This is a genomic window from Caballeronia sp. GAFFF1 (assembly GCF_023630705.1).
In the GTDB taxonomy this organism is placed as follows: Bacteria; Pseudomonadota; Gammaproteobacteria; order Burkholderiales; family Burkholderiaceae; genus Caballeronia.
In genome coordinates, this window is the sequence record NZ_JALQEM010000032.1 from 147,086 (window position 1) to 161,593 (window position 14,508).

Here is a 14,508-nt window from a genome sequence, read left to right on the forward strand (position 1 = left end):
CTCACCTATCGCCCACAAGGGAATCAGCCCGTCAGGCGCGCACCTGAGACGCGTGTCGAAAGCCATATAACGCCGACAATTTCGACGGTGCCGGGCCAGAGGTTCGCTCGCATTTGGGGCAACACAACTCGTATTCGTCTTCGTGCAGTTGCAGTTCGGGTTCTCCGTCCTCGCAGCCGGGGCAGGTTGGCGGCACGGCTACGTACAGATCGGCTTGCGCTCCGAGAGCGGCGATTTCTTCATCGGTGAGCCGTCCGTCCACTGCAAGCGACGCAATCAATTCGCCGACTTCCGTGCTCATGCGCGCCCGCACCCGGTGTGCGTCGCGCTCGCGCGTGAGCGCGTCAATCTCGTCGGACTGCGCGCGCACTTGCGACTCCAGGCGATCCGCCCGGCTTCGCGCGACGCTAAGCTGTTGAATGAACTCAAACTCTTTGCGGCCGGCTTCGCGGATGCTTGTCTGATAGGTCGCGGAGACACCCCGTAAGCTGTCCAGTTCGACGAGCATCGGCTTCACGCGTCGCTCTGCATCCTTGACTGCGTCGTTGATTTGCTGGGCGTAACGTTCCGTGTTGGTCCGCAGTTCGTCCTGAAGATCGTCTAGACGGTCGCGCAGACGCGCCGTTTGCGACTGTTCTGCCGCAAGACGCTCGGCAAGCGCCGAATTCTCGGCTTGACAGCGAGCCATCGCGTTGCGGAGCTCTTCTTGGATATCAGCCTCGCGCTGCCGCAGTCGGGTCACCTCCGATTCGAGCGACGCTATCCGCGCCGCGGCGACATCGGCTCGCGTCTCGGCGTCTCGCCGTGCCTGTTCGATCGCCTGGCAGCGAATATCTGCGTCGCGCGCGCTCGCTTCGGCACGGCGGAGATCTTCGCTTATTCGGGAGCGTTCGTCATCGAGCGCAATGCCCGCCTGCTGCCTAGCTTCGACGAAAAGCTCCGCGAGCAACTCGCCCGCACGTTCCTGGAGTGCCTGCGGGATTCCGCCTGCCTCGACGCGCACCCGAACACTCGAGCGGACCGTCTCCCAGAACGCGTCGATGTCTCGCGGGATGTCAGTAGCACTACCGACCTGCGTCAAATCCCGCACTGTCGTAACTGACGGGCGGATTCCGAGGTCGAAAAAGAGTCGTCGGCAGGCATGCTGAGAGAGTTCGTGTCGGCGTGCGCCGGCTGAACGCATTCTCTCCAGCTCTTGGCGAACAGTGTCGCGAAGGTGCGAGTCCATTGTTCCTCAACGAGATATGTTTTGCCCGGCACGATTTACGTTTCAGGCGATACAACGACGATCCTGGTTTGGCCCAGAGAAGCCTTCTGGGACACCACAGCGTATTTTGATGCAACGACGTTGGGATTGTAGACGATCCATGTGAAACATGATGAGATTGTTGTCCTAAGCCCATGATTCTTAGGCGATTGAAGCGATCACGAACAGCAACCGCGTGTTTCACAGGGAGTTGTGAACAACACGGTCAAGTGGCTGGTGGGAAGCGGTGCGGATTCTTTGCAGGAAATGCACAGCCTTGAGAGTATTAGAAGTAAACACCCTTGAACCCTTGTTGAAACAGTTAACGCCTCGTCCAACCCTTATGGCGTAAGGCTTCCCGGCCGGCTCGGTGAGCGTTTGCGGGATAGTTGGTGAGCCGCTACGGGTGGCGTAGGTGGTGTGTTTCGGGATGATCAGTGAGAGGAACCAGGAGGCTTAGTGAGCGGCTTCGGGAAGAAGCATTCGCAGATTGGTGAGCGAATACGGGAGGATCCGCATCTGAGCGCCTTGTCATGCCGAAAACCGATGCGTTGTGCGTCTTCACATCGGTGAGACGATGCGGGAGAGCGGCGTAGGCGTGCTCGCGCTGCTTTTTTGTGTCGATTTTTCCCTCTGGTGAGCGTTTACGGGCCGAATTCGCCTTCTAAGGTGAGGTCATTCAGGAGCATTTGTCGACGTGCAACGCCTGAATGCCCTTTTGCGCAGGTTTCGGTGAGGATTTTCGGGAGCGCGCACGACAGTCGCGGTACCGAAAGGTGAACGTTTTCGGGAGGCTGATCGCCTTTCGAACGGCAACTTGGCGGTGGGTGAGATTATTCGGGATGCGCGTACAGGGCACCGCGACGGGCGCGTCCAACGCAGATAACCTAGGCCAATTAACAACTTATCTCTGTTCTGTGAAAGAAGTTTGAAGCTTCGGCGGCACGTTGCGCCTCGTCCGAATGCCTGCGCACTCGCTACAGTGAGTCTTTGCGGGAACATTCGCCACTCGACGGACCCGCTATCGTCCCAAATCAGCCTTCTCCTTACCATGTTTGGCGTACACAAAACCGAAAGGTGAGGTTTTGCGGGAAACCCGACGTGAGCATTTTCGGGAGCCGCTGTGCTTGTTCTTCCAGGGTAAGGTGAGGCTTTTCGGGACTGGTCCGCTCTAGCTTGTCGTGGCTCGGTGGCTTCGAAGGCCGCTCCGTAACGTTTGCTGGGCGCGAAGGTGAGACTTTGCGGGAGTAAGTTCCGCTCGAGGGTTCTGCGGCCGCTGTTCGAAACGGAGAAAACGAGTGCTACACGGCCGAACTGCGGGTAAGCGAACGGTTTTTTGTTTGTCTCTCGTGCGCCACACCTTGTTTCTGGTCGAAAAACCTCCTAGGTGAGCGTTTTCGGGACCCTTGTCGCAGTCGGATGCCGCTGCCGAAGAACGGGACGAAGCGTTTACCCGCGCGGATTCTGGGTAAACCGAATGAGGACAACAGGTGAGGGGTGAGCCTTTTCGGGAGCGCACCGCAGTGAGCCTGCGACCTGAGCTAGCCATCACCATCCAAAGGGTGATCTCACCCGGTAGACGGGGATCACCGCACCCGCTATGCTTGCCGCAATACTGAATTCGATACCTGTATGGCGACTAGGCGCGCAAAGAAAACCGACGTAGTCAGCCCCAGCTCGGCGGAATTGCGCAAGGCCGTTGAGGCCATCGCGATTCAGCCCAAAAGCGGAAAGATCACGCTGCTGACGCGCAAGTTGTTCAACGTCTTGCTCGCCGTTGCGCAGCAAGCGGACGAATCTGGCGACACATATCGCGCGCTGCTCTCGGATATTGTCGCAAATTCGGCCTTCGATTCGAACGACACGGCACTCGTCAAAGAACACTTGCGCCGCATGGTTTCAGTTCAAGTGGAGTGGAGCACCGGTACGTCGAGCCAGAAGCCTGGCCGTAAGTGGGGCATATCCACGCTGATCGCCGACGCGGAAATCCTCGAAGACCCGTCTACGCGTCGGGTCTGGGTCGAGTTCTCATTCGCCCCGAAGATCAAGAAGAAGCTGCTCGACCCGGTTCAGTATGCCAGGCTGAGTCTCCAATTCCAGAGCCAGTTGCGCAGCAGCGCCGGCCTTGCGCTGTACGAGATCTGCGTCCGGTATTTGACGAATCCCAGCCATCTGACGATGCGCGAAACCTGGGAGTGGTGGCGGCCCATTCTGTCTGGCACGCCCGACACGGAAGCCGGCGACGAGGCGAAACGCGAGTACAAATACTTCAAGCGCGATTACCTGCGCCCCGCGATTGCCGAAGTCAACGCCGTAACCAATATCTTCGTCGAACTGGTGGAGCATCGAGAGGGGCGGCGCGTCGCCGAGATTCAATTCCGCGTGACCGAGCGCAAGCAGCCGATGCTTGCGTTGGACGAGCATCCGAATGTCTTCGACAGCACGCTCGTCGACCGTATGGTGAAGATCGGGATCCCGCTGAAGGAAGCGCAGACCCTCTATGCCGACAGCGAGGAGAATCGCATCCGCGCCGCTCTGTTGATGACGGAGCAGCGCATGCGCAGCACGACTTTGCCGCCGGTCCGCAGTGCCGCCGCATTGTTCAAAGACGCATTGAAGAAGGGCTATGCGCCGCTGGTCGACGCGTTGCCCTCAGCTGCGAACGGCGCGTCGCCGCGCGCCGGTGCGCCGAGCGCCTCGGCGGCGGACGATCTCAAAGCGCGGTTGTTGGGGGAATTCTCGGCCTTCCGGCGTAAGGAAGCCCGTGCAATGTACGAAGAGCAAGGTGAGGAAGAACGGGAGCTCGCGCGCCAGAGCTTCGAGCAAGAGTTGTTGCCGGAGCTCGGAGCGCATATGCGCGACGATTGGCGAAAGCGCGGACTAGACTCCAAGCTTGCGGAAACGTCGTTCTTCGACTGGCTCGCCCGGCGGACGTGGGGCGAGCCGACCGATGGCGACTTGCTCGCTTTTACGCTGAGCCAGTCGCGAGCGAGCTGAGCGAACTTAGCGAGGCGGCGTTCAAGCCGCCTGCGGCGTACCGTTATTTTCGCGTATTGGCTTTTTCCAGCATCGTCTCAATTTGATGCAGCAGTTCGTCGCGTGTCTCGCGTGACAAGCCCCGCAGCCTCAACTCGAGCCGGTCCTCGCCATAAGACTTGAGATCCCCGACTGCAACGCCGTCCAGCTTGACCTCCAGCCGTTGCGCATACCGTTGCCGGCCGAGCGGCTTCGGTGTCTCTTGCCCGCTGGCTCGCCCCTTGACGATGTCCGCGACCTGGCGCGTGCTCAAGTCGTCAGACGCGATCTTGTTGATGAGCCGAAGCGTCGCGTCGCTTCCACGCGCTGCGTGATAGCGGGAGATTTGATACGCCATATTGGAACCGAACCGGTCCGGCCGAGCGACCATCTCTTGCATCACGTTTTCCGGCAGCTTCGCGATAGATAGCGCCACGGCGATCGTCGATTCATCCAGCCCAAGGTGTTCCGCCAATTCACGTTGACTCTGGAAGTGTTGCTCGTCCAAGAACCGACGCCATACGACCGCGTTGTCGAAGACGGTCTGCGAATCGCGCTGGACGTTGAGGTCGTAGCCGAGCTTGTAGCTCTCGATGCCGATCGGCAAGTCGACGACGACTGCCTTCACCGTCTCCTTGTTGGCCTCCTTCAGCGCGCGCACGCGGCGGCCGCCGTCGCTCACGAAGAACATGCCCGGCTCGTCGTAGTCGGGAATGACGTGAATGGCTTGCTGTTGACCTTGCTTGGCTAAGTTGACGGCCAGTTCGGCGATCGAAGCCTTCAGATAGAAGTGACGCGGATTGAACGGACTCGGCTTGATGGCCTTGAGCGGCAACTCGATCACCTGCCCTACCGTGTAGCGATTCGCTTTTCGCCAGGCTCGGTATGGCTCCGTTTCATGTGCCCCGTTCGCGTCAGATTGATCGTCGGCGACGAATGCGCTCGACCGGCCATTGGCTGCGGCCTGCGACGCCTGCTGAAGGTCGACGATGCCGTCGATTGCGTTGATTCGATCGAGCGCGGTTCTCTTCTCACTGCTCGTGGTATCGGGACGGGCTTTGAAGCCCCTTGCGAACTGCGACGGTTTCATTCAGGGTCCTTTATGCGCATAAAGTCAGGCGAGCATGGCGACGATCTCGTCGGCACACGCCCGGATCTCTGCCGCCGCGAGCCGCGAGCCGCGATCCGTCATCTGCAGCACGGTCTGGCCAAGCGCCATTGCTTGTTTGTAGCACTCGCGCGTCGGAATCTGCGTCTTGAGCAGCGGAAAGCCAAGCTCTTCCAGCGCGACTTTCAATTCTCGCGTGAGCATGCGTTTCTCCTCGGTCTTGTTGAGCAAAAAGACCGCGCGCAAATCTTCGTTCATGACCTGCGCCTGTTGCACCAGCTTGACGAGTCCGACGCTCGACCAATAATCCGCGGGCGAGGAAGACGTCGGAATAACCGCGATGCTGGCGGCCAGGAGGACCACGCCCGAGACCTTCTCCGTGATCGACGGCGGACAGTCTACGACGATGATGTCGTAGTCGTTGATGAACTTCCTGATTTCGCGGTGGATTTGGCCGCCCGCCTCCGAAAGGTTGACCACTGGAAACGGAATGCCGGACGCGTCTTCCGATGCGGCGCTTGACCAGTGAATGAGCGTGTTCTGGCCATCCGCATCGACAACGAGCACGCGCTTCTTCTTCTCATGGAAGGCCGCGCCGAGGTGCATCGCTATCGTACTTTTGCCGACCCCACCCTTCTGTTGTGTGATCGCTATGATTTCCGCCGCCACGTTTCGCTCCGAAAATGTCCGTTTGGAATTCTACATAGCGCTAAAACTTTTTCCAGCGATATTCGTAGTAAAACGACGCGTTAGCCAAACGGACGAGGCTTTATGCGCATAAACCGGCGGCGTCGGGCTTCTGCCGGCTTTATGCGCATAAAGCTCGCGGACACGCGCAAGCCTCCGTGCTCGTTCAACCAGTTCGTCAGATCGCCTATGCTTACCGTTGTCCAACCTGGTGAGAGCCGCTATGACCGTTCGCAACCTCGACACCCTGTTCGCTCCGCAGTCGATTGCGGTAATCGGCGCGTCGTTGCGGACGAGAAGCATCGGTGAAATGGTATGGAAACGCGCGACTTCCTGCGGATTCGCAGGCCCCGTGTGGCCCGTCAATCCGAAGCACGCCTCGCTCGACGGACAACCGGTCTTCGCTGACGTCGACGACCTTCCTGATGCGCCGAGTGTGGCGGTGTTGTGCACGCGGCCTGAAACATGGCCTTCGCTCGTCGAGAGTCTCGGTCGGCGGGGAACGAAGGCCGTCGTGATCATCGGCGAGGCGCATGAGGGCGGACCTGCTGCGTCATATGAGCCATCAGCCGTTGCATCGCAGCACGAATGGACCAGTCGCACGCTCGCTGCCGCCCGCCCGCATCTGCTTCGCGTCGTCGGGCCGGCGAGCCTCTGTGTCATGACGCCGTCGATCGGCGCCTGTCTCGGTGCGCCGGTGTGCGAGGTGAAATCAGGCCGAGTCGCATGGGTGTCGGCATCGAACGCGCTGACGAACGGCGTCTTGGGCTGGGCCCGTGCTCGCGGCCTCGGTTTTTCAAGAGTAGTCGCGCTCGGCGACGAAGCCGACGTTGACGCTGGGGACGTTGTGGACTTTCTGGCGAGCGACGCGTCGACGCGGGCAATCCTGCTCGCCATCGAAACGATAAGCGCAGCCCGGAAATTCATGTCCGCCGCTCGTGCGGCCGCGCGAAACAAGCCCGTGCTGGTACTGCGCACCGGTCACGACGATCCGTTCGATCGACTGTACGGCGCTGCATTTCGACGCGCGGGGCTCGTGCGCGTCGACTCGCTCGACGACCTTCTCGACGAAATCGAAACCCTCGGCGTCGGGCGCGTCGCCTCGAGCGACGCGGCGACGGTCATCACGAGCGATCGCGGTGTGGCGGCCCTTGCGAAAGACGCCTTCGGCGCGGCGGGAGGCGGGCTCGCCGCCTTTCCTGCGGCCGCACGGGACGCCGTCGCGGCTGCGTTGCCGGGAGCGCAATCCGGCAACCCGCTGCTTCTCGGTGACGACGCATCGGCGAGCGATTTCGCCAATGCGCTTCGAACGCTCGCACCGTATCGCGAGACCGGTACAGCGTTCGTCGTGCACGCGCCGACGCACAGCGCACCGGTCGCGGACGTTGCGCGCACGCTCATCGCGGAGCGCCAGCATACCTATCGCGGTCTGCTTGCCTGCTTTTTCGGATGCATCGATGCGGCCACGCGCGATGATCTTCATGCGGCCGGGATCCCCGTGCACACGACGCCGCATCGACTGGCGCGCGGCTTTGCGCGACTGGTCGACTTCCGGCACGGCCGCGAACTGCTTATGCAGACGCCCGACGGGTTGCCCGCTGATGTGCCGAAAGACATCGACGATGCGCAAAAGGAGGTCCGCGAGGCGCTGGCGAACGGCACGGTCGAACTGGCGGGGAACCGCGCATCGCGTATTCTCGTCCGCTTCGGCATCGCCGTGACGGCGGGGCCTTGCGGTGCAAAGTCCACCGAGGGAGTCGAAATACAGACGCGCCTTCTCAACCATCGCGTCTTTGGCCCCGTCTTCGAGTTCCGGGCGGAAGGCGCGCTAGGGCTCGCGGATGCCCTTCATGAATTCTCACTGCCGCCGCTGAATCCGGTGCTCGCTCGCGATCTGATCGCACGCTCGCCGCGCTCACGGGAGTTGCCCGGCGACATGCTGCTTCAGGCGCTCACGGCGTTGTCCCAACTCGTTTGTTATGTCGAGGAAATCGTCGCGCTTCGGCTAACGTTGCAGGTGACGCGCGACTCAGTTGCCGTGCACGAGCCGCAACTGACGTTGGGCGCGCACCGCAAACCGCTCGCGATCGTCCCGTATCCGCGTGCGATGGAAGAGACGCTGGACTGGCGCGGCATGCGCATCACGGTGCGGCCCATTCGACCGGAAGACGAAGACGCGCATCGGGCATTTGTCGCCGCGAACACGGCGGAAGATTTGCGACTGCGCTTCTTCGGCGCGGTGCGCAGCTTCGATCATTCGCAACTCGCGCGAATGACGCAAATCGACTACGACCGCGAGATGGCGCTCATCGTGACGCGAACGAACGCGGACGGCGCGTCCGAGACGCTTGCGGTCGCGCGCGCCATCGCCGACCCGGACAACGAGACGGCCGAGTTCGCGCTCGCGGCGCGCTCCGACATGAAAGGGCAGGGCTTAGGCTCGCTGCTGCTCACGCGGATCATCGATTACGAAAAAAAGCGCGGCACGCGATGGATGATCGGCGAAGCCTTGCGGGAAAACGCGGGCATGATCGGGCTGGCGCGCAAGCTCGGTTTCGAGTTGACGCGCACGGACGACCCGGGCGTCGTCGGTTTCAGGATGCGGCTCGTCGAGACGCCGACATAGCCGCCGTCCGCCGCACGTAGTTAGGCGCCGATTTTCGAGAGCGCGTCGTCGATCTGTTCGCGCGACAGCGACAGTTCGTTTAACAATGCTTCGGCATACGAAGCGCCGGTCTCGCGTTCGAGCCGCGCGATCGTAAGTGCGCAGCGCGCGGCGTCCTTCGGCGTCGCGATGAACGCCTTCACGGAATGTCCCGCCGTGAACGCTTCGAAGAGCGGCGTGCGAATTTCATCGGGCAACGCGCGCGACGTCCACTGGTACGGCTTGCCGTTGTGCGTTAATTGCGGCGGCAGCGCGCGCTCCTTCTTCGCGGCGGGAATCAGACCGTAAGTGCGCGCCGCTTCGCCGATCTGCTCGGGGGAGAAGAGTTCGTCCGGGCTAATGTCGAACTGCGCGATGTACGCTTCGATGGCCTGCATGGCGGCGGCGCGATCGTCGCGTTTTTTCTGCGCGCGGGCGACGATGTCACGCAGTTCATCGGCCTCGTCGGTAGTGATGGTGAAGCTCGCTTGCTTTTGCTGAAGCTCGGAAAAGCGCAGGAACTCGGAATCGGAAAGAAGTTTCGCCATGGATGATGCGTCGAGATAGGCACGGCGGCTCGCAATGGGCAGCCGCTATTTTGAGAGGGCCGCCATTCTAACGTGATCCGCGCGCGGCTAAACGCGCGACATCGAAAGCGCGGCCGCGGCATCTCTCAGCAACGAGGTGACTTCCTCGATGGACGGCGCCACGTACTCGTCGATTCGCCGCATGTACGGACACGTGAGCGCTGCGATCGCTTGCCCTGACGGACCGAGCAGCGGGAACGTCACGTCCGTGATGCCGAAGGTTTGCTGACTCTCCTTCTTCGAGAAGCCGGCTTCCCGGATCCGTCGGTAATCGGCGTCGAGCACGCTGCGGTCGATCGGCAATTCGCCTTTCACTTTCGTATGCTCGGCCAACATGTGGTCGCGCTGCTCGTCGGTCTGAAAGGCCAATATCACGCGGCCCGATCCCGTGTCGATCAATCCGACGCGCGAGCCGAGACGCACGGAAATGCCCCAGGCGCCCGGGCCGTCCACCTGCGCGATGACGAGCAAGTTGCCGCGGTCATAGACGGCGAGATGCACCGATTGCTCCGCCGCGTCGGCGAAACGCTGCATCGCGGGCAACGCCTCCGCAATCAGCCGGTTCATCGGCGGATGACGGTGCGCGAGCGCGTACAGCTTGAGGCTCAACGAGTAACGGTCGCCCTCGGGCGAGCGCACGACGTATTGGCGCGCGACCAGCCGCTCGAGCATGCGATACATCTCGCTCGCGTTGCGCCCGAGCAGCTTCGTGATTTCCGCACGCGTGAGTCCCGACTTTTGCTCGGCCAGCAATTCGAGGATGTCCAGTCCCTTGTCGAGCGCCGGCGCGCGATATCGGTCGGCATCGTTGTCTTCCGCGTCCACGGCGGTTGGCGTCTGTCGGTTCATGTTTCGGCGTGCGTTCGGGCGTCCGGGCGTCCGGCCACGGTCTTAGGGAATACACCGACCGCCCGGGGCCGCGCCATCCTTGACTTGGTTTTGTGCGTCTATGAATAATACGTTCATTAATGAATGAATCGCCACTTCGAGCGTCAAATTCGCCACAGCTCGATTCGCAGTCAATCGCATCAACTCTCCGAGGCTTGCAATGACCGCTGAAAAGCAGGACGTTTTGCCCCGACGCCGAATCGGATCGACCCCGCTGGAAGTGACGGCGCTGTCGCTCGGCACCGCGCCGCTCGGCGGCCTCTATCACGAACTGACCGAAGACGAAGCGCGCGCCACCGTGGATGCCGCGTGGCAAGCAGGCCTCCGCTTTTTCGACACCGCGCCGCACTACGGACACACGAAGGCGGAGCATCGCCTGGGGGATGCGCTGCGCCGGTACACGCGCGACGAGTTCGTTCTCTCGACGAAAGTCGGGCGTCGTTTCGTGCCGCGAACGACGCCCGATGACGGAAGCGAAGGCTGGGCGAATCCGCTGCCGTTTCAGGCGATCTACGACTACACCTACGACGGCATCCTCCGCTCGTTCGAAGACAGTCAACATCGGCTCGGCATGATCGATATCGACATCGTGCTCATTCACGATATCGGCCGATACACGCACGGCGAAGAGAACGCCCACTACTGGCGGCAGTTGACGGACGAGGGCGGTTTTCGCGCGCTCGACGAATTGAAGCAATCGCGCGGCGTCAAGGCCGTCGGCCTCGGCGTCAACGAAGGCGCAGCCGTCATGGAAGCGATGGCCGAATACGACATCGACTGCGCGCTTCTCGCCGGACGTTACACGCTGCTCGAGCAGAACACGCTCGACGATCTGCTGCCCGAATGCGAGAAGCGCGGCGTCAGCATCCTGCTTGGCGGAGCGTTCAACTCGGGCATCCTCGCGCGTGGCCTGGATACGAACGCGCACGGCGATCTCAAGTTCAACTACGGCGACGCACCCAAAGAAGTTGTCGAACGCGTCGGCAAACTGGAGCGTGTCTGCCGTGACTTCGGCGTGGCGCTTTCCGCCGCGGCGCTGCAGTTTCCTTATGCGCATAAAGTTGTGGCCACCGTGCTGATGGGCGCGCGCACGCCCGACGAAGTGCGCCAAAACGCCGCCTCCTTCGCGACACCGATTCCACCCGCGCTCTGGGATGCGCTGCGTGCCGAAGGGCTGCTTCACGCGAACGCGCCGGTGCCGCGATGATGCCGGACGACTCGATCGACGCGCATCAGCATTATTGGGATCCCGCGCGCGGCGACTACGGCTGGCTCACGCCCGAGCTCGAGCCGCTCTATCGCGTATTCGGACCACGTGATCTCGCGCCGCTGCGCGAGGCGACGGGCGTCGCTCGCACGGTCGTCGTTCAGGCTGCGCCGACCGTCGATGAAACCCGCTATCTGCTTGCACTGGCCCGCGACGATCAATCGGTGGCGGGTGTCGTCGGCTGGGTTCCGCTCGATTCCGACGACGCGCTCGACATCATCGACGAGTTGGCGCGCGAACCGAAGTTCAAAGGCGTGCGCCCGATGCTTCAGGACTTGCCCGACGATACGTGGATTGCTCACGCGCCCCGCGACGCCGCGATACAGCGCCTCATCGAACTCGATCTCGCCTTCGACGCGCTCATCTTCGCGCGCCACGTGCCGTCGCTAATCGAGTTCGCGCGGCGGTTTCCGTTGCTGCGCATCGTCGTCGATCATGGCGCGAAGCCGCCGATTCACGACGGTATCGACGCGGGCTGGCAACCCTGGGCCGATGGCATCGCGCAACTTGCGGCGGTGCCCCAGCGGCTCTACTGCAAGCTGTCCGGCCTCGCCACAGAAGCCGCGCCGAACTGGACGGAGGCGACGCTGCAACCCTACGTCGCGCATCTGATCGGGCAATTCGGCGCAGAACGTCTGATGTGGGGCAGCGATTGGCCGGTGCTGAATCTCAACGGCGGCTACACTGAATGGCATGCTGCCGCCACGCGCCTCATCGCGCATCTCGAAAAGGCCGGGCAAGCGGCGATTTTCGGCGCAAACGCCCGCGCGTTCTACCGTCTCTGAGACCTGCCATATACCCGGCATGTCTCAAAATCAACCTGGACTGGAGCAGTGGATGGTACAAAGACTGGCAGGCAAGACCGCGCTGATCACAGCGGCCGGACAAGGCATCGGGCTCGCGACGGCCGAAATGTTCGCGGCTGAAGGCGCGCGCGTGATCGCGACGGATATCCGCATCGAATCGCTTGAAGGCAAGCCGTTCGAGGCGCGCAAGCTCGACGTTCTCGACGCGCAGGCAATCAGCGATCTCGCGAACGAGATCGGCGCAATCGACGTGCTGTTCAACTGCGCGGGATACGTTCACGCCGGCTCGATTCTCGAAGCGACGGAAGCCGACTGGGACTTCGCCTTCGACCTAAACGCGAAGGCCATGTACCGGACGATCCGCGCGTTCCTGCCCGCCATGCTGGAGAAGGGCAGCGGCTCGATCATCAACATGTCGTCGGCGGCCTCGAGCGTGAAGGGCGTGCCGAACCGCTTCGTGTACGGCGCGTCGAAGGCGGCGGTCATCGGCTTGACGAAGTCGGTCGCGGCGGATTTCGTCACGCGCGGCATCCGCTGCAACGCCATTTGTCCGGGCACCGTGGAATCGCCGTCGCTGAAGGAGCGCATCGCGGAGCAGGCGCAGGCGCAAGGCGCGACCGTCGAGCAGGTGCAGGCCGCGTTCGTCGCGCGTCAGCCGATGGGGCGCGTCGGCCGCGCAAGCGAGATCGCTGCGCTCGCGCTGTATCTCGGCTCCGACGAGTCGTCGTTCACCACGGGTCAGATTCACGTTATCGATGGCGGCTGGTCCAACTGACCGTCCGTCGCTTTTCAACTTTCAGAACCACGAGGATCACATCAGATGAAGCTGCTTCGTTACGGCCCCAAGGGTCAGGAAAAGCCGGGCCTGCTCGACGCCGACGGCCAGATTCGCGACCTTTCGTCGGTCGTGGGCGATATTGCCGGCGACACGCTGACCGATGCGGGCCTGGCGAAACTGCGCGCCGTCGATCCGGCGTCGCTGCCCGTCGTCGAGGGCAATCCGCGCATTGGGCCGTGCGTCGCGCGGGTCGGCAAGTTCGTGTGCATCGGCCTGAACTACGCGGACCACGCCGCCGAATCGAACTTGCCGGTGCCGACCGAGCCGGTCATCTTCGGCAAGTGGACGAGCGCCATTTGCGGCCCGAACGACGACGTCGAGATTCCGCGCGACTCCAGGAAGACGGACTGGGAAGTCGAACTGGGCGTGGTGATCGGCAAAGAAGCGAAGTACGTCGACGAAGCCACCGCGCTCGATTACGTCGCGGGCTACTGCGTGATCAACGACGTGTCCGAGCGCGAATGGCAGCTGGAACACGGTACGCAGTGGGACAAGGGCAAGGGTTTCGACACGTTCGGCCCGATCGGCCCGTGGCTCGTCACGAAGGACGAAATCGACGATCCGCAGAAGCTCGACCTGTGGCTCGAAGTGGACGGCCATCGCTACCAGAACGGCAACACGAAGACGATGGTTTTCACAGTCGCGCAACTGGTCGCGTACTTGTCGAAGACGATGAGCCTGCAGCCCGGCGACATCATTTCCACCGGCACGCCGCCGGGCGTCGGCATGGGCGTGAAGCCGAGCCCGGTGTTCCTCAAGGCCGGCCAGACGATGCGTCTCGGCATTCAGGGTCTCGGCGAGCAGCAGCAGAAGACCGTCGCGGCCAAGTAACACGCCGTGCGTTCGAAAACAGAAAACCTCGCCGCGGCGAGGTTTTTCGCTGCTGGACGGTAGAAGAAACAGCCTACGCGTCGTAGAGCGCTTCTGCCGCGCCGTCGCCGATCCGCGTAATCGTGCCCTGCGCCACCGCGACGAGCCGCTCGGTATTGCCGTCGGTGACGAAGACATCGCATTGGCAAGTCGCCTGCGCCATGCCCGCATGAACCACGCGCGCCCGCGCCATCAGCGTGCCCGTTACCGCCGGGCGCAGATGATTGATCTTGAACTCGCCCGTGACCACCTTCGGACCGAGCCGCAATGCGCCGGCAAAGGTGAGCGCGTTGTCGACCAGATAGCTCACCACGCCGCCATGCACGAAGCCGTGCTGTTGCCTCAATTCGTCGCGGATCGGCAGACACAGCGTGAGACTCGCTGAATCGACCTGCATCAGCTTGGTGCCAAGCAAGGCGCTGAACGGCTGCGCGTTCAGTGCACCGCGTGCGATATCGACAATCTCGGCCATTCGGACACTCCTTGGTGGGTTCGGCGCCGTCCTGCAAAGACAATAGATAGCGTTCGCGCGCTTCGCAAGGAAGTTCGGCA

11 protein-coding genes and 2 pseudogenes are annotated in these 14,508 nt (G+C 62.2%); 6 read left to right on the forward strand and 7 right to left on the reverse strand.

The features are described 5' to 3' along the window. Nucleotides 1–31 precede the first annotated feature (31 nt). Nucleotides 32–1,228 (reverse strand): DNA-binding protein, encoded by a 1,197-nt coding sequence (locus NCR37_RS18990; RefSeq protein WP_250474382.1) that lies wholly within the window; start codon nucleotides 1,226–1,228, stop codon nucleotides 32–34. Nucleotides 1,229–2,878: 1,650 nt separating this feature from the next. Here NCR37_RS18990 and NCR37_RS18995 point away from each other — a divergent pair. Then, nucleotides 2,879–4,243: a replication initiation protein gene (locus NCR37_RS18995; RefSeq protein WP_250474383.1), complete on the forward strand. Its 1,365-nt coding sequence runs from the start codon at nucleotides 2,879–2,881 to the stop codon at nucleotides 4,241–4,243. Nucleotides 4,244–4,286: 43 nt separating this feature from the next. Here the strand turns inward: NCR37_RS18995 and NCR37_RS19000 are convergent. From NCR37_RS19000 to parA, 3 genes and pseudogenes are all read right to left on the reverse strand, one after another. Beyond that, nucleotides 4,287–5,159 (reverse strand): annotated as a pseudogene (locus tag NCR37_RS19000) (ParB/RepB/Spo0J family partition protein); the annotation flags it as partial. 86 nt (nucleotides 5,160–5,245) lie between these two features. Further along, nucleotides 5,246–5,351 (reverse strand): annotated as a pseudogene (locus tag NCR37_RS28720) (ParB/RepB/Spo0J family partition protein); the annotation flags it as partial. Between the two features lie 24 nt (nucleotides 5,352–5,375). Next, on the reverse strand, nucleotides 5,376–6,038 hold the full coding sequence (gene parA / locus NCR37_RS19005) for a ParA family partition ATPase (RefSeq protein WP_250474385.1): 663 nt from the start codon (nucleotides 6,036–6,038) through the stop codon (nucleotides 5,376–5,378). A gap of 241 nt (nucleotides 6,039–6,279) precedes the next feature. On the opposite strand from parA, the gene NCR37_RS19010 reads away from it, so the two are divergent. Beyond that, entirely contained in the window at nucleotides 6,280–8,682 is a 2,403-nt protein-coding gene (locus NCR37_RS19010; protein WP_250474386.1) for a bifunctional acetate--CoA ligase family protein/GNAT family N-acetyltransferase, read from the forward strand. A 20-nt stretch (nucleotides 8,683–8,702) separates the two neighbouring features. Here the strand turns inward: NCR37_RS19010 and NCR37_RS19015 are convergent, their stop codons facing one another. After that, nucleotides 8,703–9,248, reverse strand: a complete 546-nt coding sequence (locus NCR37_RS19015; protein WP_250474387.1) for a hypothetical protein — start codon at nucleotides 9,246–9,248, stop codon at nucleotides 8,703–8,705. A gap of 87 nt (nucleotides 9,249–9,335) precedes the next feature. Then, complete coding sequence (locus NCR37_RS19020) at nucleotides 9,336–10,136, reverse strand: IclR family transcriptional regulator (protein WP_250474388.1); 801 nt, start codon at nucleotides 10,134–10,136, stop codon at nucleotides 9,336–9,338. Nucleotides 10,137–10,335: 199 nt separating this feature from the next. Here NCR37_RS19020 and NCR37_RS19025 point away from each other — a divergent pair, with 199 nt between their 5' ends. The 4 genes from NCR37_RS19025 to NCR37_RS19040 are packed head-to-tail and all read left to right on the forward strand — an operon-like array spanning nucleotide 10,336 to nucleotide 13,917. Beyond that, nucleotides 10,336–11,382: an aldo/keto reductase gene (locus NCR37_RS19025; RefSeq protein WP_250474389.1), complete on the forward strand. Its 1,047-nt coding sequence runs from the start codon at nucleotides 10,336–10,338 to the stop codon at nucleotides 11,380–11,382. Next, nucleotides 11,379–12,227 carry an amidohydrolase family protein gene (locus NCR37_RS19030; protein ID WP_250474390.1) on the forward strand — a complete coding sequence of 283 codons (849 nt, stop codon included), beginning with the start codon at nucleotides 11,379–11,381 and terminating at the stop codon, nucleotides 12,225–12,227. Before NCR37_RS19025 ends, NCR37_RS19030 begins: the two co-directional genes overlap by 4 nt. 52 nt (nucleotides 12,228–12,279) lie before the next feature. Then, the gene (locus NCR37_RS19035; protein ID WP_250474391.1) at nucleotides 12,280–13,023 is read left to right on the forward strand and encodes an SDR family oxidoreductase; all 744 of its coding nucleotides are present in this window, start codon (nucleotides 12,280–12,282) and stop codon (nucleotides 13,021–13,023) included. Between the two features lie 45 nt (nucleotides 13,024–13,068). Beyond that, nucleotides 13,069–13,917, forward strand: coding sequence for an ureidoglycolate lyase (locus NCR37_RS19040; protein WP_250474392.1), 849 nt, complete (start codon nucleotides 13,069–13,071; stop codon nucleotides 13,915–13,917). 73 nt (nucleotides 13,918–13,990) lie between these two features. Here the strand turns inward: NCR37_RS19040 and NCR37_RS19045 are convergent, their stop codons facing one another. Further along, nucleotides 13,991–14,428: a PaaI family thioesterase gene (locus tag NCR37_RS19045; protein ID WP_206469020.1), complete on the reverse strand. Its 438-nt coding sequence runs from the start codon at nucleotides 14,426–14,428 to the stop codon at nucleotides 13,991–13,993. Between the last annotated feature and the right edge of the window lie 80 nt (nucleotides 14,429–14,508).

Coding starts and splice junctions, on each gene's coding strand:
- NCR37_RS18990 (WP_250474382.1), bottom strand. CDS start 1,228: ATGGACTCGCACCTTCGCGACACTGTTCGCCAAGAGCTGGAGAGAATG.
- NCR37_RS18995 (WP_250474383.1), top strand. CDS start 2,879: ATGGCGACTAGGCGCGCAAAGAAAACCGACGTAGTCAGCCCCAGCTCG.
- NCR37_RS19010 (WP_250474386.1), top strand. CDS start 6,280: ATGACCGTTCGCAACCTCGACACCCTGTTCGCTCCGCAGTCGATTGCG.
- NCR37_RS19015 (WP_250474387.1), bottom strand. CDS start 9,248: ATGGCGAAACTTCTTTCCGATTCCGAGTTCCTGCGCTTTTCCGAGCTT.
- NCR37_RS19020 (WP_250474388.1), bottom strand. CDS start 10,136: ATGAACCGACAGACGCCAACCGCCGTGGACGCGGAAGACAACGATGCC.
- NCR37_RS19025 (WP_250474389.1), top strand. CDS start 10,336: ATGACCGCTGAAAAGCAGGACGTTTTGCCCCGACGCCGAATCGGATCG.
- NCR37_RS19030 (WP_250474390.1), top strand. CDS start 11,379: ATGATGCCGGACGACTCGATCGACGCGCATCAGCATTATTGGGATCCC.
- NCR37_RS19035 (WP_250474391.1), top strand. CDS start 12,280: ATGGTACAAAGACTGGCAGGCAAGACCGCGCTGATCACAGCGGCCGGA.
- NCR37_RS19040 (WP_250474392.1), top strand. CDS start 13,069: ATGAAGCTGCTTCGTTACGGCCCCAAGGGTCAGGAAAAGCCGGGCCTG.
- NCR37_RS19045 (WP_206469020.1), bottom strand. CDS start 14,428: ATGGCCGAGATTGTCGATATCGCACGCGGTGCACTGAACGCGCAGCCG.